The sequence below is a fragment of the Pedobacter sp. AJM genome (genome assembly GCF_002197755.1).
GTDB lineage: Bacteria > Bacteroidota > Bacteroidia > Sphingobacteriales > Sphingobacteriaceae > Pedobacter.
In genome coordinates, this window is the sequence record NZ_NHOT01000003.1 from 1,163,660 (window position 1) to 1,185,950 (window position 22,291).

Annotated in this window: 16 protein-coding genes; 5 read left to right on the forward strand and 11 right to left on the reverse strand. The window is 35.3% G+C overall.

The features are described 5' to 3' along the window. Window positions 1-369 precede the first annotated feature (369 nt). Window positions 370-1,209 (reverse strand): formyltetrahydrofolate deformylase, encoded by an 840-nt coding sequence (gene purU / locus CBW18_RS10780; RefSeq protein WP_088301277.1) that lies wholly within the window; start codon window positions 1,207-1,209, stop codon window positions 370-372. A gap of 155 nt (window positions 1,210-1,364) precedes the next feature. Between purU and rmuC the strand changes: the two genes are divergently transcribed. Continuing rightward, entirely contained in the window at window positions 1,365-2,735 is a 1,371-nt protein-coding gene (rmuC, locus tag CBW18_RS10785; RefSeq protein ID WP_088301375.1) for a DNA recombination protein RmuC, read from the forward strand. A 136-nt stretch (window positions 2,736-2,871) separates the two neighbouring features. On the opposite strand, the gene thiL is transcribed toward rmuC, so the two are convergent. The 3 genes from thiL to nadA all read right to left on the reverse strand — a co-directional run bounded on the left by thiL (window position 2,872) and on the right by nadA (window position 6,316). Continuing rightward, on the reverse strand, window positions 2,872-3,912 hold the full coding sequence (gene thiL / locus CBW18_RS10790; RefSeq protein ID WP_088301278.1) for a thiamine-phosphate kinase: 1,041 nt from the start codon (window positions 3,910-3,912) through the stop codon (window positions 2,872-2,874). A 97-nt stretch (window positions 3,913-4,009) separates the two neighbouring features. Next, complete coding sequence (locus CBW18_RS10795; protein ID WP_088301279.1) at window positions 4,010-5,245, reverse strand: dicarboxylate/amino acid:cation symporter; 1,236 nt, start codon at window positions 5,243-5,245, stop codon at window positions 4,010-4,012. 72 nt (window positions 5,246-5,317) lie between these two features. Beyond that, window positions 5,318-6,316 carry a quinolinate synthase NadA gene (gene nadA / locus CBW18_RS10800; protein ID WP_088301280.1) on the reverse strand — a complete coding sequence of 333 codons (999 nt, stop codon included), beginning with the start codon at window positions 6,314-6,316 and terminating at the stop codon, window positions 5,318-5,320. A 448-nt stretch (window positions 6,317-6,764) separates the two neighbouring features. Here nadA and nadB point away from each other — a divergent pair, with 448 nt between their 5' ends. Together nadB and CBW18_RS10810 are read left to right on the forward strand one after the other, a co-directional pair. Then, window positions 6,765-8,351 carry an L-aspartate oxidase gene (gene nadB / locus CBW18_RS10805; protein ID WP_088301281.1) on the forward strand — a complete coding sequence of 529 codons (1,587 nt, stop codon included), beginning with the start codon at window positions 6,765-6,767 and terminating at the stop codon, window positions 8,349-8,351. Between the two features lie 91 nt (window positions 8,352-8,442). Then, on the forward strand, window positions 8,443-8,958 hold the full coding sequence (locus CBW18_RS10810) for a gamma carbonic anhydrase family protein (RefSeq protein ID WP_088301282.1): 516 nt from the start codon (window positions 8,443-8,445) through the stop codon (window positions 8,956-8,958). Here the strand turns inward: CBW18_RS10810 and CBW18_RS10815 are convergent, their stop codons facing one another. The 3 genes from CBW18_RS10815 to CBW18_RS10825 form a co-directional block, all read right to left on the reverse strand. Further along, the gene (locus CBW18_RS10815) at window positions 8,959-10,602 is read right to left on the reverse strand and encodes an Ig-like domain-containing protein (RefSeq protein ID WP_088301283.1); all 1,644 of its coding nucleotides are present in this window, start codon (window positions 10,600-10,602) and stop codon (window positions 8,959-8,961) included. A 121-nt stretch (window positions 10,603-10,723) separates the two neighbouring features. Next, window positions 10,724-12,586, reverse strand: coding sequence for a tRNA uridine-5-carboxymethylaminomethyl(34) synthesis enzyme MnmG (mnmG, locus tag CBW18_RS10820; RefSeq protein ID WP_088301284.1), 1,863 nt, complete (start codon window positions 12,584-12,586; stop codon window positions 10,724-10,726). 94 nt (window positions 12,587-12,680) lie between these two features. Next, complete coding sequence (locus tag CBW18_RS10825) at window positions 12,681-14,540, reverse strand: ABC-F family ATP-binding cassette domain-containing protein (protein WP_088301285.1); 1,860 nt, start codon at window positions 14,538-14,540, stop codon at window positions 12,681-12,683. Between the two features lie 476 nt (window positions 14,541-15,016). Here CBW18_RS10825 and CBW18_RS10830 point away from each other — a divergent pair, with 476 nt between their 5' ends. Then, the gene (locus CBW18_RS10830; RefSeq protein ID WP_088301286.1) at window positions 15,017-16,204 is read left to right on the forward strand and encodes a low specificity L-threonine aldolase; all 1,188 of its coding nucleotides are present in this window, start codon (window positions 15,017-15,019) and stop codon (window positions 16,202-16,204) included. Here CBW18_RS10830 and ybeY read toward each other — a convergent pair whose 3' ends face one another. From ybeY to CBW18_RS10850, 4 genes are all read right to left on the reverse strand, one after another. Continuing rightward, a complete protein-coding gene (gene ybeY, locus CBW18_RS10835; RefSeq protein WP_088301287.1) occupies window positions 16,205-16,645 on the reverse strand; it encodes an rRNA maturation RNase YbeY in 441 nt (146 codons plus the stop codon). Between the two features lie 69 nt (window positions 16,646-16,714). After that, window positions 16,715-17,005 (reverse strand): type II toxin-antitoxin system RelE/ParE family toxin, encoded by a 291-nt coding sequence (locus CBW18_RS10840; protein WP_088301288.1) that lies wholly within the window; start codon window positions 17,003-17,005, stop codon window positions 16,715-16,717. Continuing rightward, window positions 17,005-17,244 carry a hypothetical protein gene (locus CBW18_RS10845; protein WP_088301289.1) on the reverse strand — a complete coding sequence of 80 codons (240 nt, stop codon included), beginning with the start codon at window positions 17,242-17,244 and terminating at the stop codon, window positions 17,005-17,007. Before CBW18_RS10845 ends, CBW18_RS10840 begins: the two co-directional genes overlap by 1 nt. A 44-nt stretch (window positions 17,245-17,288) precedes the next feature. Next, window positions 17,289-20,636: a DUF4175 family protein gene (locus tag CBW18_RS10850; RefSeq protein WP_253249006.1), complete on the reverse strand. Its 3,348-nt coding sequence runs from the start codon at window positions 20,634-20,636 to the stop codon at window positions 17,289-17,291. 136 nt (window positions 20,637-20,772) lie between these two features. On the opposite strand from CBW18_RS10850, the gene CBW18_RS10855 reads away from it, so the two are divergent. After that, complete coding sequence (locus tag CBW18_RS10855) at window positions 20,773-22,275, forward strand: glycerophosphodiester phosphodiesterase family protein (protein ID WP_088301290.1); 1,503 nt, start codon at window positions 20,773-20,775, stop codon at window positions 22,273-22,275. Window positions 22,276-22,291 lie beyond the last annotated feature (16 nt).

Sequence of the window (22,291 nt, forward strand, 5' to 3'; positions counted from 1 at the left end):
TATTGAAGTCTTCCTAATGTGATTTGAAACAATGAATCTCAACCATTGATATTTTAGCAAATTGTAAATTTTATTCCATGCTAGTGACTAAAACATAGCTCTCCTGAATATAAAAGCACATTTATTCAATTAAAATAATTGAGTATATAGTTAATATATCCTTCAGGAAAATATTTTAAAAAAGCTTTTTCAATAAGCTAAACTACGAGAGAGATACAGTATGTTCATATTTACTTTTAAGTGATGATTATTTAGTGTTAACAGAATTAAGCCGTCGAAATTACCTGTATCAAAAATTGAACATCAAGAATCTATATCCTACCCGATGTAAGCAAAGTTTAATCTACATAACGCTATGATTAAATGAAGTTATTTGAAAACGACTGTTTTATTTCCGCTAACAAATACCCGGTTTTCAAAAATTAATTCTAATGCTTCAAGAAGTACCTTTTTTTCTATTTCTTTTCCTGCCCGAATCATTTCCTTTACACCAAAGTTATGGTCTACATGTGTAGTGTGCTGCGTAATAATGGGCCCTTCATCCAGATTATCCGTAACAAAATGAGCTGTTGCACCTATTATTTTCACACCACGTTCAAACGCTTGCCGATATGGATTTGCACCAATAAATGCAGGCAAAAATGAATGATGAATATTGACAATCTTACCCGCATGATCTTTTACAAAATCAGCAGAAAGAATACGCATAAATTTTGCAAGAACCAGATAATCAATATCAAATTGATTGATAATTCCCTTTATCTCTGATTCAAATTGTTCTTTATCTTTATTTTCATGCGATACATAGAAATAAGGAATACCCAGCTTTTCTGTAAAGTTTCGAAGTGTTTCATAATTACCAATCACACATTGAACATTCGCACCCAATGTTTTAAATTGATTTTTAATCAGAATTTCAGATAAGCAATGATATTCTTTAGTGACTAAAATGGCTACCTGTTTTTCCTGCTCCGTAATTAAATTCACTTCAGCATTATTGGGCAGGTTTTCCAGTAGCTTTTCTTTTAATTTTACTGTCTCTTCAAAATTTCCTGTACACGCAATACGTGTAAAAAATGCTTTATTTGCCTCATCCACAAATTCACGCATGGCAACAATGTTAAGATGATGTGATGCCAATACACGGGTAATGTTGGTTACTAAACCTACCTGATCGGGACAAGAAATAAGTACTGTTAATTTGTTCATCTTAATAATTAATATTCAATATTAAGAAATTTGAAAGCAGATTCTTAATAAATATGTTTCTTAATCCTTTTTAACAGATGATAAGAGATCTTGTTTAGCAAATTATTTTGGTAAATAAATATAAAATATTCATTTTTACTAAAATTTTTATCATTATGGAATACGCTTCAATTGCCCTTCTACTCATTATCTTAATCGTAATGGTTGCCCTTTTCTTTAAAAACTCCAAATCATCTTTATCATTAATCTCTACTGATGATTATGAGAAAATAAAAGCGGAGAATGAGTCATTGAAAATTAGTCTGGCAAAAGCAGAGGAGCGGGTTTCCAATACCAGTTCAGAAAAGGAACACATCACAAATTTATTGAAAATGGAGCAACAGCGATTAATTGATGAATTGCAAAGTGAACGCGATCGCCTGGCTGATGCCAATAGAGAACTGGAAAGTACCCGGTCTTTTTACATTGCAGAAAAAGAAAAACTGGTAGAGCAAAAGGCAAGCTATGAACAATCTCAGCAGAAACTTAATAAGGATTTTGAACTCATTGCCAATAAAATTATGGAAGAGAAATCAACCCGGTTTGTAGAGCAAAATAAAATCAATTTAGATTTAATTCTTAATCCACTAAAAGAAAATATCAAGGCCTTTGAAGATAAAGTGGAAAAGGTGTATAAAGCGGAATCTGACGAAAGAAACATTCTGAAAGGTGTAATATCAGAATTGCAGATTCAAAGTAAAATGATTCAGGAAGATGCCAATAACTTAACCAAGGCGCTTAAAGGTGATAATAAAAAGCAAGGAAACTGGGGTGAAGTTATTTTGGAAAGGATATTGGAACGTTCGGGTTTAGTTCGTGATCAGGAATACCGTATTCAGGCTTCGCATACTTCTGCTGAAGGCGTCCGATACCAGCCTGATGTGGTAATTGACCTTCCTGATAATAAACACCTTATTATTGATGCTAAGGTTAGCCTGATAGCTTATGAGCGCTCTGTATCTGCTGAGACGGATGAAGCGCGTGAAGGCTATGTAAAAGCACACCTGGGCTCTATTAAGAATCACATTCAGGAATTATCTTCTAAAAACTATCAGGATTTGTATCAAATTAATTCACCTGACTTTGTTTTGCTCTTTGTTCCGATTGAATCATCTTTTAGTATTGCCGTTCAAAAAGATGCCGAATTATTTAATTTTGCCTGGGATAGACGGGTGGTTATTGTAAGCCCTTCTACTTTACTGGCTACTTTACGCACCATTGCCAGTATCTGGAAGCAGGAAAGACAGAACCGAAATGTGATGGAAATTGCCCGTTTAAGCGGCACCATGTATGATAAGTTTGTAGGCTTTATTGCTGACATGGAAAACATTGGTAAACACATTAAAAATGGGCAGGATGCTTACGAAAAGGCACTTAATAAACTTTCTGTGGGTTCAGGAAATCTGACAAACACTTCTGAAAAAATTAAGAAATTAGGTGCAAAGGCAACTAAGCAGATTGATATTAGGTACTTGGAGGAGGAATAAAAAATTACCTAATCGGGTAGCGTGATCGCAAACAAAGGCCAGAATTTTGTATTAAGGGGATGAAGCAATCTTTCATGTGAAAGACACTTTAAAAGATTGCTTCGTTATTCATCTTAAACAATGACAACCGTTTTTTCTACTTATTAAAAGCATTCCAGCCCTGCGCTTTCAGCTCGTGAACATTGTTCGATTTAGAAACCATTTTACATCCTGAATTTTTATCTGTTACGTGGCCAATTACAGTGATATCAACATCATGCTTTAATTTTTTATAATCTTCCTGACTAATCGTAAACAGCAATTCATAATCTTCACCGCCACTTAGCGCACAAACCGTTGGATCAATACCTAATTCGCGGGCTGTCTCATAAGTCATTGGATCTAGCGGAATTTTATCTTCATATATCGTAATTCCCTTATCACTTTCTGTAGCCAAATGCAAAATTTCAGAAGCTAAACCATCTGATATATCAATCATTGAAGTGGGTTTAATATTCATATCTTCCAAAAGTGCAACAATATCCATCCTGGCTTCAGGTTTCAGTTGTCTTTCAATGATATAATCTTTCCCTTCCAGATCAGGTTGAATTTGAGGATTCTCCAGGTAAATCAATTTTTCTCTTTCCAGTATTTGAAGTCCTACATAAGCTCCGCCTAAATCACCAGAAACACATAGCAAGTCATTTTCCTGCGCACCGTTTCTGTAAGTCACTTTATCCGCATCAGCATAGCCTATACTGGTAATGCTAATAACCAATCCTTGTTTACTTGAAGAAGTATCTCCACCAATTAAATCAATATTAAACTTATTGCAGGCCAGCTCAATTCCTTTATAAATTTCCTCTACGGCTTCCAATGGAAATTTGCTCGATAATCCCAGTGAAACTGTAATCTGACTGGCTTTACCATTCATGGCATAAATATCACTCAGGTTTACCTGAACAGCTTTATAACCTAAATGCATCAAAGGCACATAAGCTAAATCAAAATGAATTCCCTCTAAAAGTAAATCGGTAGAAACTAAAGTTTGTTTCCCTTTTGCATCTAATACAGCAGCATCATCACCAACACCTTTTACCGAATAATCATTTCTGATTTTAAAATTTGTAGTCAGGTGTTTAATTAAACCAAATTCACCTAATTCATTTATATCTGTGCGTTCTTTATTTTCAAACATATTTTTTACCTAAAATCTTTAATTTTAAAATGATGATTAACAGAGCCAAGCCCCGGGTTTTTATAAAATTCCTTCAACAAGCTCAGGATGACAATTGTTAAGTTATTTGCTTATGTTCCATCCAGTTCTTTCCTTCAGTAAACCGGGCAATTAACATAGCGGCAACATTATCTCCGGTAGCATTTAATAAAGTGGCCATAGGATCTACTAAAGTACCAATAATCATAGCAGGAGGAAGTGCTTCAGGTGGCAATTGATAAGCAGAAATCATTAATAGCTCACCAATATAGCCGCCATTTGGAATTCCACCTTCTACAATACTGACTAAAACAGTAATGCCCAATGCCAAAATAATGGTATCAACATGAACCAGATCTTTACCAAAAATAGCAAAAACAACCGCTATTTTTATAATTGAACTGATACTGGAACCATCTTTATGTAAAGTTGAACCCAGTGGAATCGTCACATTGGCAATATAAGCCGGAACGCCCATTCCAAGTGTGCCTTTTAAATTTGCCGGGATGGTGGCAATGCTGCTGCAGGTACCAATTGAGGTTAATGAGGGCACAATATTATTTTTCCAGAATATTTTTATGGCTTTAAGACCCCCGGCTATAAAAGCATATAAAGTAAAAAATACAATGAAATAAAATGCAGCAACACCATAATATAAGCCCAAAGCTTTGGCATAAGTACCAAACAGCTGAGGTCCGAAGACACCAACCTGGTAAGCAAAATAAGCACCTAAACCAACCGGCCCTAATTTCATAATCAGGATGATCAGTTTTTTCATTACCTCATTACCTGATACTAAAAAAAATTTAAATCCATCACCTTCTTTACCAGAATAAAGGGTAGAAAATCCGACTAAAACTGAAAAAATAATCAGTGCCAGCATATTTTTCCGGCTTCCGATCTCAAAAAATTCGCCAACGGTTAGCAGCTGGGTCATTTGTTCACCAAAAGATTGAATTTTTTCTTTTTCTATTGAAATTGGGTTATTTCCCAAAGCCTGATTTATAGGAAAAATTCTGGTCGCTACCAGTGTCAACACCGCAGAAATTACAATGGTAGATAAGAAAACCAACACCATAATAATGAGTAATTTTCCTAGTTTTTTACTTCGGTCGATATTTGCTATCGCTGATGATACGGCAAAAAATACCAGTGGAATTACCGCTGTAAACAACAGGTTTAAAAATATGTCACCTAAAGGTTTTATGCTTTCAACACCTTTCCCAAAAATTAAACCAACTATGCTTCCAACGGTAATCCCCGCCAAAAGCCATAATAAGTCAGAATAATTTTTAATAATGTTGTTTATTTTCATTGATAATCCTTTTAACAGCGGAAGCACAGAATGAATCAAATCAATTTCATCCGTGTTTCGGTAGCAATTTTTTTAAAGACCTAATTCTGCTGAAATATCCAACATTCTTTGAATCGGTTTACGCGCTTTTTCTATAATATGCGCTGGAACAGTTACTTCCGGAGAACCATTTTTTAAACATAAGTACAGTTTCTCTAAAGTATTTCTTTTCATGTATGGACAATCATTACAAGCACAGCTGTTATTTGGCGGTGCCGGAATGAATGTTTTGTCCGGACAAGCCTTTTCCATCTGGTGAATAATTCCACTCTCCGTAGCCACAATAAATTCTGTTGCCGGATTGGCAATGGCATATTTTAAAAGTCCAGTAGTGGATCCAATGTAATCAGCCATTCTTAAAACAGGCTCTTCACATTCAGGATGAGCAATAAATTTCGCATTTGGATGGCGCTCTTTTAATTTGGTAATTTTCTCCTGAGAGAAAATTTCATGAACCATACAGGCACCATTCCAGAGTACCAAATCCCTTCCAGTTTTCTTCGCTACATAGGCACCAAGATTACGATCGGGACCAAAAATGATTTTCTGATCTTTTGGTAAACTTTCTACAATTTGAACCGCATTCGTAGAGGTACAAACAATATCACTTAGTGCCTTTAACTCTGCCGTGCAATTCACGTAGGTTATCACTAAATGATCTGGATATTTTTCCTTAAATTTTTTGAATAAATGGGGTGGGCAACTGTCGGCCAGTGAGCAGCCTGCTTTAACATCAGGCAATAAAACTTTTTTTGATGGTGATAATATCTTGGCTGTTTCAGCCATAAAATGTACTCCGGCAAATACAATCACTTCTGCATCTGTTTTAGCAGCTTCCTGTGATAAACCTAAACTATCCCCAATATAATCCGCAATATCTTGTATATCAGGTTCTTGGTAATAATGCGCCAGGATAATGACATTTTTTTCCTTCTTTAATTTTTCAATTTCAACAAAGAGATCTAGCGTTGGATCAATTTCTTCCTCTACAAAACCTTTTTTGTTGATTTCTTCTAAAACATCTATGCTCATCTTAAATTTTCCTTTTTTGAATTTTGACGTTGGTCAAAGATAAAGCTTTCCACGTCTCAATAATTAATAAGTTATTTAAAATAAATAAATCTTGTTTGTTTATTAGTGTGTTAGTATTGTTGGCAAGTTTAGAAAATTCATTCGTTTATCTAAGTTGTTAATCGTTTACTAACATTTAGATTACATATTTATAATATGATCAGATTGATTTTCAGCACTATCAAAAAACAACTTAAATCTTATCAATATTGGAATGTTAATTGTTTATAAGTGTGTGAAAAGTTAATTACTTACTAAAAGATGCTCAAAAATTGGGTAAAAGATTGTGGCAAATTGCCTTTTTAGAGTAGCTTTAAACATTCAAATTTATTTGTTAGCATTATTTATACATAAAGCTAACAGTTGTTCTATAGTTATCAACACCGTTGATAAAGTAAATGTTTTTTAAATGAGAAAAGTAGATTTTCTGGTAATTGGTTCAGGCATAGCAGGTTTAAGTTTTGCACTTAAGGCTGCGAAATTTGGTAAGGTTTTAATTATTACCAAATCAAATGAGGATGAATCCAATACAAAATACGCTCAGGGTGGAGTAGCTGTAGTGGTAGATAAAGGTGATTCTTTTGATAAGCATATCCAGGATACACTTATTGCCGGTGATGGTTTATGTGATGAAAAAATTGTGGAAATCGTTGTAAAAGAGGGTCCTCAGCGAATTCAGGAGATCATCGACTATGGTATCAACTTCGATAAGGATAACTCCGGTTTTTATGATTTGGCTAAAGAGGGTGGGCACTCTGAACACCGTGTTTTGCACTATAAAGACATCACTGGTTATGAGATTGAGCGCGTGTTACTAAATGAAATACATGACAATTCCAACATAGAGATATTAACACATTACTTTGCATTGGAGTTAATTACCCAGCATCACTTAGGTGAGTTTGTGGATAAACGTACCGAAGATATTAACTGTTATGGTGTATATGCCTTTAACACAGAGCTTAACGATGTGGAAAAGATTGTGGCAAATGTAACTGTGATGGCATCCGGTGGTGCCGGTCATGTGTATTCGGCCACAACAAATCCAGTAATTGCAACTGGTGATGGGATGGCGATGGTTTACCGTGCAAAAGGAAAAGTGAGGAATATGGAGTTTATTCAATTCCATCCAACCGCTTTATACCATCCTGGGGAATATCCTTCATTTTTAATTTCTGAAGCTGTTCGGGGTTTTGGCGGTGTATTGCGACGTAAAAACGGCGAAGAATTTATGCATGAATATGATGAACGTAAATCACTGGCACCACGCGATATTGTAGCCAGAGCCGTAGATAATGAAATGAAAAAGTCTGGTGATGATTTTGTTTATCTGGACATTACCATGCGCAGTAAAGCTGATATTCTGAAGCATTTTCCAAATATATATGCCAAATGTTTATCCATTGGGATAGATATGACTAAAGACTATATTCCGGTTACACCAGCGTCGCATTATATGTGTGGTGGTATTCTGGTTGATGAATATGGAAGATCATCTATCAAAAATCTTTATGCTTGTGGTGAATGTTCATCAACTGGTTTACATGGTGCCAACAGACTTGCTTCTAATTCCTTATTAGAAGCAACAGTATTTGCACACCGCATTTTCCAGGATGCGATAGAAAATTTTAAAAATAACGTTATCCCGGAGCATATTCCGGAATGGGATTCTAAAGGTGTGATTCAAATAGATGAAGATATTCTGGTAACACATAATTTAAGGGAGCTGCAAAAAATTATGGGTGATTACGTTGGTATTGTCCGTTCTGATTTTCGTTTGGAACGTGCACACCGTCGTTTATTCCTGATATATCAAGAAACAGAAGAATTTTATAAAAGAAATAAAGTTTCGGTTAAACTTTGCGAATTGAGAAATGTAATACAAACCGCTTATATCGTTATTAAGTCAGCTATGCAGCGCAAAGAGAGTAGGGGATTACATTTTACAACGGATTATCCAAACCATGCCAATGACTTAGTTGATACCGTTTTTTAAATAGTATCGTCATGCTGAACAATTCAGCGTCTGATATATTAAACAATGCTTAAATACCCTGAAATGAATTCAGGTGACTTAAAATCATGTTATGCCTTTAATACTGCCGGTAAAAGATAAATATCCATTAATAGGAAAGGATAATTTCATTGCAGAAAATGCCACCATTGTTGGCGATGTAATACTTGGGGATAATTGCTCTGTATGGTTTAATGCGGTGATCAGGGGTGATGTAAATGCCATTACAATCGGAAATGAATCCAACATTCAGGATGGCGCGGTCATCCATGCCACTTATTTAAAAGCATCCACACATATTGGTAACAGGGTATCCGTAGGCCATAATGCCATTGTACATGGCTGTACCATTCAGGATCATGTTTTAATCGGAATGGGTGCTATTGTAATGGATCATGCTGTGGTTGAATCGTATTGTATTATAGCAGCAGGTTCTGTTGTTTTAGAAAATACCATATGCGAAAGTGGTTACCTGTATGCAGGAACACCGGCTAAAAAAATAAAGCCTGTTACTGAAGAGCAAAAGGCTTTATTAAATAAATTACCAGATAATTATATCATGTATTCTAATTGGTTTACCCATCCATAACTACTCTTTTGGAGGGGGTGGAATAGTTAAATTATCTACCCTTTCCCAATTTGCACGGAGTGATTTTTCATCAGGAGAATACCAGATTTTTTCTGGTTGTGTACCTGCTTTTATATTTCCGGTATCCCAGATGCCGTTTTTATTTTCATCATAAATTACCCGGATAAAGTATTTTCCGGCGGGATAATTGGCAAAATTGATGATACTGTTTTTAGACACCGTATATCCTTTAATCGGATTCTTTTTTTCATCAATAAATTCAACAATATAGCTTTTCGTAGTGTCAGGTACCGTGATATTTAAAGCTAGTGTGCCATAGCTGTCAATAGTCTCCAGCTTGAAGTTTTTATTGATTTCCTTATTTTTAGCATTAAATATGGCTGTAAAGGCGCCAGGTGCAAACTTAATATCATAGGTTCGCTTATTGCGCCAGCTATATTTGATATAATATTTTAAAAAGTCTACACTATCCTTAATGAGTTCAAAGTTGGTTCGTTTAACTGAATCTTCCAATAAGGTAATTTTCGAAGGGTCTGCACTATTAACGGGAAAGTTAAAGGTCAATGTGTATCGCTGATATGGATTAAGCTTTCCTGAGGTGATATTGTCAGTTATTGTTAGATCCCTTGTGTAGTTATCTTTCTTCCCGCGGTTAAAATTGACCGTTTGCAAAACCTTTCCCTGATCTTGAATGGCCAGTTTAACAGAATCGAAACTAAGATCAGTTAGCCATACTTTTGCGGTATCCTTCATTTTGCTAAAAAAAACTTTCTTTCCTACGTCAGCTGCCGGAGGTTCCATAACTGTTATTTTTGGAGCCTTTAATTGTTGATTAAAGATTAAAGATATACTTCCATCATTATTCAGTTTTCTATCCAATATTCTAAATTCAGGGGCCACTTCCTTAAATACCTGTAAATTTACATTTTCAATATTTTTATCAATAACCAGCGGTTCTTTAATATACCCAACTTCATCAGAAAGTTGCTGATATATTTTATCGCCTCCACTTTCACTTTCTTTTAAGGCATATACTTTATAAGTACCTTGACGTAAATTATTCAGTTTATAATTTCCGGAGCTGTCAGTTAGCGTATAAATAGGTGCACGTTTTTTTCCAAATAAGGTATCCCGTTCAATAGGTAAAATAAAAACAACGGCTTCTTTTTCTAATACACCTGTTAAGGCATTACCCACTTTTCCACTAATGGATAGTGAATCAATTTTAGAACCGGTTGAAAAAACATATGATAGATTTTTGATGATGTTATTTTCATTAATATCGGCCACTGATTTTCCAAAGTTCAATGTATAGGTTGTATTTTTCTCCAGTGAATCTTGTAACTCAATTTGAAGGATTCTCTTTCTCGCCTTTAAAATTGGCGGACGTTCCTGATCGGGAGAAATTGAAAATTCTTTAAACTCATTATTAAGTTTAATAAATTCATCAAATTCAATAACGATTTTTTTTGCATTGAAATTTCTGGTCAGATCTTTGGGCGTCATATTTAAAACCTTTGGAGGTTTTGTATCTTTAGGACCACCCTGAGGAGTTTGAATACTTGCACAGCCAAATAATAATAACATCACTGCTACAAGTAAGATATTTTTAACGTTCAAATATTGATCTTTTATATTTGGCATGTTTTAATCGATATAATGTATTTTCTATTGTTTTTGAATATTATCATTAAAAATATTTTTTATTCGCTTAAATCAATTAATATAACGTCTGCTTTTTATTATTTAAAACATTGATTATCAGCTACTTATTGATATAAACCATTAAAACAGATATATCCGACGGTGAAACACCTGAAATTCGGGATGCCTGACCTAAAGTACGTGGTTTAATCTTAAATAACTTTTCACGGGCTTCTTTTGAAATGGAAACTATTTTATTATAGTCGAAATCTGGTTTGATTTCTTTATCTTCCATCTTCAACATTTTAGCCACGATTTCATTTTCCTTTTCGAAATAGCTTTCATATTTAATTTTGATTTCAGCTTGTTCAATTGTTTCTTGATCTAAATCCTTTGTATTTTCTGCAAGTAGTTTACTAACTTTTATAATATCCTGTAAACCTACATGCGGTCTTCCAACCAAACTATGAATTTTTACATTTTGGTTAAGCAAACTAGATCCCAGGCTTTCAAGCATTGGATTAGCATCAATCATTTCTATACCCTGACTTTTCGTAAATTTTACCAGTGCGTCTGCAGCAGCAACTTTCTGATTAACTTTTTCTAAACGCTCATCTGAAATTAATCCCAACTGATGGCCAATAGGAGAGAGACGAATATCTGCATTATCTTGTCTTAATAGTAAACGATGTTCAGCTCTTGAAGTAAACATTCGATAAGGTTCTTCTGTCCCTTTAGTAACCAAGTCATCAATTAAAACACCAATATAACTATCTGATCTTTTCATGATTAATTCATGCTGATCGTTAATTTTCTGATGTGCATTAATCCCCGCCATGAATCCTTGGCAAGCCGCTTCCTCATAACCGGTAGTTCCATTAATCTGTCCGGCTAGAAATAAGTTATTAATTAATTTGGTTTCTAAGGTGAGTAATAATTGTGTAGGTGGAAAGAAATCATATTCTATCGCATAACCAGGTCTGAACATTTTGGCATTTTCAAATCCGGGAATTAATCTAAGTGCTCTTTGTTGAACATCTTCCGGAAGAGAGGTTGAAAAACCATTTACATAAATTTCACAAGTGTTCCACCCTTCAGGTTCTACAAAAATCTGGTGTCTGTCACGTTCTGCAAAGCGGTTTATTTTATCTTCTATAGATGGACAATATCTTGGTCCTAAACCTTTGATTCTACCAGTAAACATAGGTGATTTTTCAAAACCTTCTTTTAAGGTTTCATGAACTTCACTATTGGTATAGGTAATCCAGCAACATCTTTGATCTTTTGAAACCTCTGTATCTGTGAAAGAAAATTTACCTGGATTTTCATCTCCCCATTGTTCTTCCATTTTGGTATAATCCAAACTTCTTCCATCAACACGGGGTGGGGTACCGGTCTTCATCCTTCCGGATTCCATGCCCAGCTCTACCAATTGTTCTGTGATTCCGGTTGATGCTCTTTCTGCTGTTCTACCTCCGCCGAATTTTTTCTCACCGATATGCATTACACCATTAAGAAATGTACCATTGGTTAATACAACTGCTTTGCTTTCTACTTCAATTCCTAAAGATGTTTTTATGCCATATACAGTATTATCTTTTACCAATAGACCAACTACATTGTCTTGCCACATATCAACATTTGGTGTGCTTTCTAATGCCAGTCGCCATTCTTCAGCAAAGCGCATCCGATCTATCTGTGCTCTGGGGCTCCACATCGCAGGGCCTTTAGATTTATTTAGCATTCTGAATTGAATAGTAGATTTATCAGAGATTATACCTGAATATCCTCCTAATGCGTCTACCTCACGAACAATCTGTCCTTTTGCTACACCGCCCATTGCAGGGTTACAACTCATTTGGGCAATAGTACCCATGTTCATTGTAATTAATAAAACTGATGATCCTAAGTTAGCAGCAGCAGCAGCAGCTTCACAACCTGCATGCCCTGCACCAACCACAATCAAATCATATTTTGAAAACATTTTAATCTTTATTTAAATTGTTTCACGTGAAACAATTATGTTTTTAGTATTATTTCAAATATGTTTCACGTGAAACATATTTGAAAATGACTTTTTACTCTGATAATTCTAACCAACGTAAGGTTAAATCATCTAATTTAATTTTTAAGGTTTCAATCTCTGAGGAAATTTCTTGAATTTTAACGTAATCGGATGAATCAATATTGTTGAGCATTTTAGTTAATTCAGCGATTTTATGTTCAGCTTCGTTCATTGCCTTTTCACTATCATCCAGTTCCTTTTGTTCTTTGAAACTTAATTTCTTTACAGCTTTAATTGGAGTAGATTCTGCTATTGGTACAATAACTTTTTTTGTTTCTTTAACTTTTGGTTGATCTAAACTTAAACGATATTCAGAATAGTTGCCATTATATATTTTTACTACACCTTCGCCTTCCATAATAAATAACTGATCACTCATCTTATCGAGTAAGTACCTATCATGGGAAACAAGCATTAATATACCCGGAAAGTTTTCTAAAAATTCTTCAAGTACATTTAAGGTGTCTATATCTAAATCATTCGTTGGCTCATCCAGAATTAAAAAATTAGGATTCTGCATCAACACTTTCATGAGGTTTAGTCGCTTTTTTTCACCGCCACTTAATTTTTCTACCATGCCGTGTTGTTTCTTTGGCGGGAAGAGGAAAAGCGTTAATAGGGCAGAAGCTGTGATCACAGAACCATCTGCCATCTTAATATATTCGGCATCTGATTTAACGATATCAATTACCCGTTCTTTCGGATCGAAGGTTAAACCACCTTGTTTATAGTAACCGAAAACGGTAGTTTCACCAGTATCAACTTTTCCAGCATCAGGAGCTAATTGACTGGTAATAATATTTAAGAGAGTAGATTTTCCTGTACCATTTTTACCGGCTAAACCAATTCGATCTCCTTTTTTAAAGGTGTAACTAAAATCGTTTATAATTGAACGATCGTCGAAGGATTTTGCAATGTGTTCAACCTCAATAATCTTCCCACCCTGGCGAGACATCTTCATCTGAAGGTTAATACTCTGATTATCAGACTTTTTCTTAGATTTCTCTTCTAGATCATAAAAAGCATTGATTCTGGCATTGGATTTTGTTCCACGAGCCTGTGGCATGCGTCTCATCCACTCCAATTCTTTTTTTAATAGCTGCTGGTTCTTGTGTAATACAGTCGCATCTAAAGCTTCTCTTTCAGATTTTTTTTCTAAAAAGTACGCGTAGTTTCCATTATAATTGAAAATCTTACCTCTGTCTAATTCGATGATGGTATTACAAACATTATCTAAAAAGTATCGATCGTGAGTAACTAATAAGATTGTTTTCTGACCAGTGGTCAACAGTTTCTCCAGCCATTCGATGGTGTCAATATCCAAATGGTTGGTTGGCTCATCTAAAACTAAAATCTCAGGATCTTCAATGAGTAACTTGGCTAAGGCCAATCGTTTCTTTTGTCCACCCGAAAGCGTAGCGATTTTTTGCTGCAAATGAGTAATGCCCATTCTATTCAAAATGGTTTTGATCTCATGCTCATACTCCCAGGCATTGTGCTCGCTGAGTTCTTCATATAACCGATTCAGCGTTTTTTCGTCTGGATCCGGATTTTCAATTAATTCCTCATATTCTTTGATCAACTGTTGCTGCTTGTTTTCTAAAGAAAAAATATGATCGCTAATAGAATAACCTTCAGTAAACTGAGGCTCCTGATCTAAAAAGCCAATTTTAACAGCTTTGTTTTTTACAATTTTTCCTTCGAGCGGAGGGAATCTTTCTGCCAATAGTTTTAAAAGTGTACTCTTACCAGCGCCATTTATACCAACCAACGCTACACGCTGACCAGAGTTAATACCCAAGGTTAAATTTTTAAATAGCCATTCATCATGATAACCATGACCTAAGCCTTCTGCCGCAATTAGTGTGCTCAATTTTTTTGTATTTCGGATTTATAAAGGAAAATTAGTGCAAAAGTAAGGATAAAATAATTGGTAGGGTACATAGATGTTTCAAAGTAGCTATGTATCAGTTAAAAATGGCAAATTATTGATTGTTATTGGAATTACTTGGCCATAACGGTTCCAGTAATTTCTCTTAGAACGAAAACAGCGGCTGGACTCGCTCCGCCGCTGCTTCTATCATTAACTAAAACTAAACTATATTTTTATGATGATTGATTAGTATTTTCAAATCATCGGCATGTTTTCTATAAATAAGACTAACACATGCTTGAAAAGTTGCAGGCATGAACGTTCTATTATACAAGTGTATATTAATCATCGATGAACGCCGCCAAGTAATAGACAAACAGGTAAGAAAGAATAGATTGATTTAGGTGATGATTATATAGTTACTATTGGATTTTAAAAAGAAAAAGTAGAAATTGAAAGCTTCTAAATCTAATGATATGTCTGAATTTAAGCGACGTGATTTCCTGAAATTATCTACACTGTCTACATTGCCATTGATCGCATCGTCAATGCCTTTGAATGCATTCAGTGGAAAAAACGGTCAAGTCTCAAAAGACAGTGAGGCAGTATATTTCATTAATGATGGAATTTTTTATCGTCCTGAAGACTTTATACAGAAACTTCAGGAAATCAATAGCTTAAATCCTATAGAAAGAGATAGTTATGGTGAAGGTGCTACTGTAGAAAAGCTATTAAATAAGTTTAAGGATATAACAGGGAAGGAATCCGCCGTTTATCTTCCAAGCGGAACATTAGCGAATCAATTGGCTATAAGTGTTTTATGTGGAAATAATACGAAAGCTTTTGTTCAGGAAACAAGCCATGTGTACCGTGATGAGGCAGATGCAGCACAAACCTTATTTAATAAAAGATTAATTCCGCTTGCAACAGGTAAAACTTACTTTACTTTAGAAGAATTGAAGGAATCGGTTAGGTATCATAAAGAAAACGAAGCTTTTTTTGGTGCTATTGGAGCGGTTTCAATAGAAACACCAGTTAGAAGAACCTTTAATCAAGCTTTTCCCTTGAGTGAAATGAAGAGGATTTCAGCATGGTGTAAGGAGCAAGGCTATAAGATGCATTTAGATGGTGCCCGCTTGCATATGGCTACGGCTTTCACCCATTCCACAGTTAAAGAATACGCTTCTTATTTTGACACGGTTTACATGTGCTTATATAAATATCTGGGCGCTACAGGTGGCGCTGTTTTATGTGGCGATAAAGTGGTTATTGATCAAATGCACCATCTGATTAAAATACATGGAGGTGGGATTTTTACCAACTGGCCAAGTGCGGCAATGGCACTACATCATTTAAACAATATTGATGAAGTGATGAATAAGGTAATGACTAAAGCAAGTGATTTTATGTTACAAATGAAGCAACTGAAAGGGTTAACATTTATTCCGTTTGAAAATGGTACGAATCAGTTTAATGTTGCGGTAGACAAAACCATTGATGCTCAAAAACTTAATGGAAGGTTAAGAGCTGAACACAACATTATTTTTGGTCAGCCTCAAGAGGATGGCTTTGTGAAGGTAAAAATGAATCCCACATTGTTGCGAAGAGATAATAAGAAAATTTTCGATGCATTTAAAGAAGCCCTTGCATTTGCAAAAATTTAATTAGAGGATAATTCCGGATTTGCTTCTGTAACTAAGATATTCATCTTCTTTTTGTGTCATTATGGTTTTAGCAGCTTTGCCTTTATCTTTATAGCCCAGTAAATGCAATGTTCCGTGAATCATGATACGGCAAACCTCATCAAAATCGTTTGTTTTAAAGGTTTTGGCATTTTCTTTAACCCGTTCTATGCTGATAAAAATATCACTTACAATCAGTTTTTCTTCCTCTGAGTTATCAAAGGTGATAATATCTGTATAGGTATCATGATTGAGATATTGCTGATTAATACCCAGTAAGTATTCATCGCTACAAAAAATGAAGTTGAGTTCCTGCAATTTAAAACCTTCTTTTTCAATAGTCTCTTTAACCCATTTTTTTACTTTAAGTTTTTGCGGTAAATTATAACGTATGGATTCTGTAAAGAATGAAATTGCAGGCATTTTGAATTATTTAAGACTGCAAATTTAAGAAAATATTGTAGGAGTGAGGGGACTAATATTAGCAGATTATTATCTGTTAAATTTCAATTTAGGATTTCGGGTCGTATGGAAAATGGCAAAGATTATGATTTCATCTTCCATTATTTCAAAAATGATAACATAAGGAAATTTATTGAGAACTAAATGCCGATATTCTTTTTCGATTTTTTGATAGTATTGAGGATTCTTTTCAATTTTCGTGTAACACCGACTTAATTCGGCAAGAAATAAATCTCCTAAACCTTTCTTTTGCTCTTCATACCAATCATATGCAGCCTTTGCCATTAAAATGGCCCTGGGTTTGATTTGAAGCCTAAGCATTATAATACTTTGATTCCCTTAATAATATCAAGGGCATCTTGTTTACTATAAGAATCTGTAACGCCATTTAAATGTAATTCTCTTTCTTTATCAAGTATTTCTAAATGGTCTTTTGTAAGCACAAAAGATTTTTCATTCTCAATCTCATTTTCAAGCAAAGTATAAATAGCTTTTATCTTATTATCCTCTGCATCAGATAAATACGTAATTAATCTTTTTCTTATGGCTGTACTTGTCATTTAACAAATATAATAAAAAATAAGCTGCGAATTTGTGGCTAAATCTATTGTACCATATTTAAAGATTTTAAATATTCAGCGATTTTATTTCTATAGTAGTAGTTCAAGCTTGGTGGCAGTTTTTGCAACATATCGCTTCCGTTTTGCTGTTGCTTTTTATATTGATCGAACATTTTCTGGTAGGAAGGTGGAAACTCTTTTGCAGCTTTGCTTTCGCGTTTGGAATCCTCTTCCTGATCGCGTTCTGCTTTTTCTGCATTTAATAGCTTAGTTAACAGTTCTTTCTGCCTGTTCAGGGTTTCCTGTTGTAGACGTTTATTAACCAGATCGCTTTCCGTTTGTTTCATTTCCTTAATGGCTTCATTGAGATTACCCATTTTACCAGAACCATCCTTATTTTCTTCGCGATTAATCTTTTCCAGCGCTTGTCGAATCATCTGCTGTTGTTGAGCCATTTTTCCAAATTCCTGGCTCATCTGACCTTTACCAACTGTACCTTGGTTTCCGCCCGACTTTTGCATCTGTTCTCTGGCTTTCTGCATGCTTTTATTTAACTGTTCCTGCATCTGCGAAAGTTGTTTCATGCCTTGCTTTTGCTTTTTACCACTTCCGCCTTTTGAGTTTTTCTGCATATTCTGCAACTGATTCAAAGCTTCACTCAACATCAGACTTAAATTATTGATAGAAGTCATGGTAAATTGTTGGTAGCGGTTGGCTTCTGGTGTACTTCGTTCACCCAGGCGATCTAAGCTTTTGTCCAGGTTAAAATTGATTTTATTCATTTCCTCATTCACTGTCGATTCAATTTGAGGAACACGTTTGCTTAGTGCATATAAACTATCTGCAATGGTCTTCAGGTTATCCTTAATATTTCGTTGTTTCTGAACATTGGTGGTGTAAGCTGGATCCGCTGCTGTCATTTTCTTCAGCGTGAGCATCACTTTTTCCTGCTCGAAAGAAGTATGCAATAAATTTTCCAGTAAGCGGCGTAACTCTTTTGCATTCAGGTTATTTTCTTGTTCTTCTCCCTGCTGCTGCATGTCTTTCATTTTTTTAGAAAGTTTTTCCATCTGCTCGCCGGCTTTTTGTTGCTTCTGACCGGCACTTTTTGAATCTTTCTTCTCTAAAGCATCCTTGCTGTCCTGCTGTTCTTTCTGAATCTCCTGTACATCTTTCTCCGGGTTTTCGAAAGGATTTGGCTTTTCTAAACTTTGATTTTTTTCTTCCAGTTTTTTCAAGTCATCCTTTAAATCCTTCATTTCCTTATTCAAGGCTTCCTGTTTTTGTTTAAGGGCTTCCTGATCCTGTTTTTTATCTGCAGTTTGCTTCGCTAAATCTTTTTGCTCTTTAGCCAGTTCATTTAAACGGTCGATATCATTTTGAAGGTTTTGTTCAAATTCCAGTTGTTTATAGAGTTCCAGGATTCTGTCCAGTTCATTTTTAAGGGTTTTATTGTCCAGCTGCATTTTCGAAAGTTCGTTCTGCGTTTGGTCTTTATTTTTCTCATTCATCAGGTTTTGCAGTTTCTGCAAAAGTTCTTTGGTTTTATCATCAAGTACATTGTCAAACAGGTCTTTAATTTGTTTCTGCTTTTCCTGTAATTCTTCAGTTTGCTTTTGATCTTCCTGTTGCTGAATGTTTTGATCATTCTGGGCTTTAATCTCTTTTACAGCTTCATCCAGTTGTTTCTGTTTATCCAACAAAGCTTCAATTTGCTTTTTATCTTCAAAGGAAATCTGCTTTTTATCGATCAGGCTTTCCGCAACTTTTTTGCTTTCTTTTTCAATGGTGTTGGCTAAACGAATGGCCGATTGCATTTTTTGTTTCAAGGCCTGGTTGCTTGCATTAACCTGCTGTGCAGTTTCACCTTTTGTGGCTTGCTTAAAGGTTTTGATTTCAGAGCGGGTTATTTTTGAACCATTTACGCCGTCATTATCAGCAACTTCAAAATAATATTCAATTTGTTGTCCTGGCCTGGCAGCAACTGCTTTTAGATCCCAGAAATAGAAAAATGTATTTTCAGTGATGTTCGCCTTTATCGAAATATCTTTGCTTACAGTACTGATTATTTTATTGTTTTCTTTGATGTTGTATTTAAAACTTAAACGGCTAAATCCGTAATCATCAGTAACTTGTCCACTGAAATACAAAGCTTTATTACTAACCGAATCTTGTTTCTGTTCCACCTGAATAGCAGGTGATTGATCTTTCACCACGGTAACCTGATGGGAAAGGGAATCTCTTAAGGTAACAAATTCATTCTTCGGCGTAATGCTGTATCTGGCGTTATTTTTTAGGGTTGCGTGATATGTAGACTGGTTATTTTCCACTTTTAAAACATGCTCTTGATCATTCAATTTAAATATTAGTGAATTGCTTTGTCCGGTTTTAAAGGTCCAGGTTACATGCGTGCCTTCGGGAAGAAGTAAATCACCAACATTGGAGACCACCTCTGCTTTTTTGCCTAAATAGGATGGGAAATTTAAAGTGGCTATTGCACTGAGGAGTTCAGGACGGGGTTTTACGGTAAGCGCAAATGCGGAGGAGCTAAAACCGCCACCTTTGAAAATTAGGCTTTTATCACTTTGTATATTTTTGATGCTGTATTTAAATCTGCTGATATTGTTTTTTTCCAATTTATAAGTATTCTTGCCATCTTCCACATATACTTCAGCGGGCAACTCATCCCCATCCAATTTTAAATCAACGGTAATATCATCGCCCTGGGTAACGGTTAAATTGTGGTTTAGAATGGTAAAGGTGAAGGGCGCTTTTGGAGCAATATATTCATCATATTTAAAAAAACTATTCGTGCCTTCACGAAGAATTGCAGGTGCAAAAAGTCCAATCAGGAAGATGATAGACAGGGGTACAAAAAGATATTTTAAGTATTTCTTATTATCGTTTATGCGAACAGCTGTATAAAAGGGAACAGGTTTTAATTCCATTATTTTCTGATCAATACTGGCCAGAATCAATTGATTATTTTCCGGATGGCTGGCAGATAGCTGGTAAAGTTGAAGTGTATTTAAAAGTTTATCTTTAATGTCGTGAAAATGATTTCCGATAATTACAGATGCCTCATCAAATGAAAGGTGCTTATTTAATTTAAGCATGGAAAGCAAAGGCCGAATGATTAGATAACCGATCAATATCATACCAATGAGCAAATAGCCAAAGAATGAAAAAGTTTTTAAGCCGACAGAGGGGTGGAAGTAATACAAACACAAAAATAACAGCAAATACAAGCCTAAGAGTATTGCAGCAGTATAGATGCTTCCCCTTAAAATCTTATTGAGATAAAACTTATGGATAAACTCTTCTATCTTTCTCAGTAAATCGCTGTAGTTGTTGCTTACCATATCAACGTAAATGTAAAAAATTGTTCCCATCAATTTAATATAAACTTGCAAGGTTTTTAAGAATATTGAGGATTTTGATGCGGATAGTTAATATAAAATTTACATAAATTTTAAATGAGTGTACAGGTAAAAATCTACTTTTGGATTTTGTATATTAAGCCTGAATATGAAGCGAATCGTTATTTCAACAATTATGGTATTGGTATTTACCACCTCATTTGCACAAAAGTTTCATTGGAATAAAAACCAGGTCATTGCCCATCGTGGTGCCTGGAAAAAGAATAATTACCCTCAAAATTCAATAGCATCTTTAAATGAAGCGATTAAACTTGGCTGTTACGGTTCTGAGTTTGATGTATGGATGACAGCCGATAACATTTTAGTGATTAACCATGATCCTGAATTTCAAGGTTTAACCATCGAAAAAGTCAAATATGAAGACCTGCTGACTAAAACCATGAGCAATGGAGAAAAGATTCCAACGCTTGAAGATTACCTGAAAGCGGGGATGAAACAACGCGGAACCAAACTGATTCTCGAAATCAAACCTTCTTTAGTTAGTAAGGAACGCGGAATCGACGTAACCAGTCGATGTGTGGATATGGTGAAAAAAGTTGGTGCTGTAGCATGGATCGAGTACATCAGCTTCGATTATGATTATTGCAAACGTATTTTAGAACTGATGCCTGATGCAAAGGTGGCTTACCTGAAAGGTGATGTTAGTGCAGCACAAATGAAAACAGATCGTTTAACCGGTGTAGACTATTATTACAGCATTTACCAAAAAGAAGGCTGGATTGAAAATGCACACCAGCTAGGCCTGACTGTAAATGCCTGGACCGTAAATACTGTACCAGAAATTCAGTGGTTACTGGCCCATCAGGTCGATTATATCACCACCAACGAACCTGAATTAGCTTTTGATGAACTGAAGAAAACACCATCTGCACTTGGATGGAAATTAAAATGGGCAGATGAGTTTTATGATACGGGCCTTCCGCTTAGCAAAAACTGGTCGTACGATGTAGGCGGAAAAGGCTGGGGTAATAATGAATTGCAATACTATACCGAAGCCGACTCAACAAATGCAAAGGTAAAAAAGGGAAACCTGAATATCACGGCTGTTAAAGCAGATAAAGATGGAAATCATTATACCTCTGCAAGGCTGGTGAGTAAAAATAAATTTGATTTTAAATACGGAAGGGTAGAAGTAAGGGCAATGTTACCCAAAGGCAGGGGCTTATGGCCGGCAATCTGGGCATTGCCTACCGACTGGAAATACGGTGACTGGCCTAAAAGCGGTGAAATTGATATCATGGAACATGTAGGCTATGAACCGGATAGTGTTTATGGAACCGTTCATACGGCAAAATTTAACCATACCATTTATACACAGGTGGGGAAAGGCATTAAAATCAATCCTTATGATGCTTACCATGTTTATGCCATTGAATGGTACAAAGACAGAATTGATTTTTTTGTCGATGATCAAAAATACCTGACTTTTAAAAACACGGGTAAAGGTGCGCCTGAATGGCCGTTTGATCAGAATTTTCACCTCATCTTGAATATGGCTGTTGGCGGTAACTGGGGCGGTAAGAAGGGTGTTGATGATTCAATTTTCCCGGCAACGATGAAAGTGGATTATGTAAGGGTTTACCAGAAATAATGTTAGACCACAAATA

Coding starts and splice junctions, on each gene's coding strand:
- purU (WP_088301277.1), bottom strand. CDS start 1,209: ATGAACAAATTAACAGTACTTATTTCTTGTCCCGATCAGGTAGGTTTA.
- rmuC (WP_088301375.1), top strand. CDS start 1,365: ATGGAATACGCTTCAATTGCCCTTCTACTCATTATCTTAATCGTAATG.
- thiL (WP_088301278.1), bottom strand. CDS start 3,912: ATGTTTGAAAATAAAGAACGCACAGATATAAATGAATTAGGTGAATTT.
- CBW18_RS10795 (WP_088301279.1), bottom strand. CDS start 5,245: ATGAAAATAAACAACATTATTAAAAATTATTCTGACTTATTATGGCTT.
- nadA (WP_088301280.1), bottom strand. CDS start 6,316: ATGAGCATAGATGTTTTAGAAGAAATCAACAAAAAAGGTTTTGTAGAG.
- nadB (WP_088301281.1), top strand. CDS start 6,765: ATGAGAAAAGTAGATTTTCTGGTAATTGGTTCAGGCATAGCAGGTTTA.
- CBW18_RS10810 (WP_088301282.1), top strand. CDS start 8,443: ATGCCTTTAATACTGCCGGTAAAAGATAAATATCCATTAATAGGAAAG.
- CBW18_RS10815 (WP_088301283.1), bottom strand. CDS start 10,602: ATGCCAAATATAAAAGATCAATATTTGAACGTTAAAAATATCTTACTT.
- mnmG (WP_088301284.1), bottom strand. CDS start 12,586: ATGTTTTCAAAATATGATTTGATTGTGGTTGGTGCAGGGCATGCAGGT.
- CBW18_RS10830 (WP_088301286.1), top strand. CDS start 15,017: ATGTCTGAATTTAAGCGACGTGATTTCCTGAAATTATCTACACTGTCT.
- ybeY (WP_088301287.1), bottom strand. CDS start 16,645: ATGCCTGCAATTTCATTCTTTACAGAATCCATACGTTATAATTTACCG.
- CBW18_RS10840 (WP_088301288.1), bottom strand. CDS start 17,005: ATGCTTAGGCTTCAAATCAAACCCAGGGCCATTTTAATGGCAAAGGCT.
- CBW18_RS10845 (WP_088301289.1), bottom strand. CDS start 17,244: ATGACAAGTACAGCCATAAGAAAAAGATTAATTACGTATTTATCTGAT.
- CBW18_RS10850 (WP_253249006.1), bottom strand. CDS start 20,636: ATGGGAACAATTTTTTACATTTACGTTGATATGGTAAGCAACAACTAC.
- CBW18_RS10855 (WP_088301290.1), top strand. CDS start 20,773: ATGAAGCGAATCGTTATTTCAACAATTATGGTATTGGTATTTACCACC.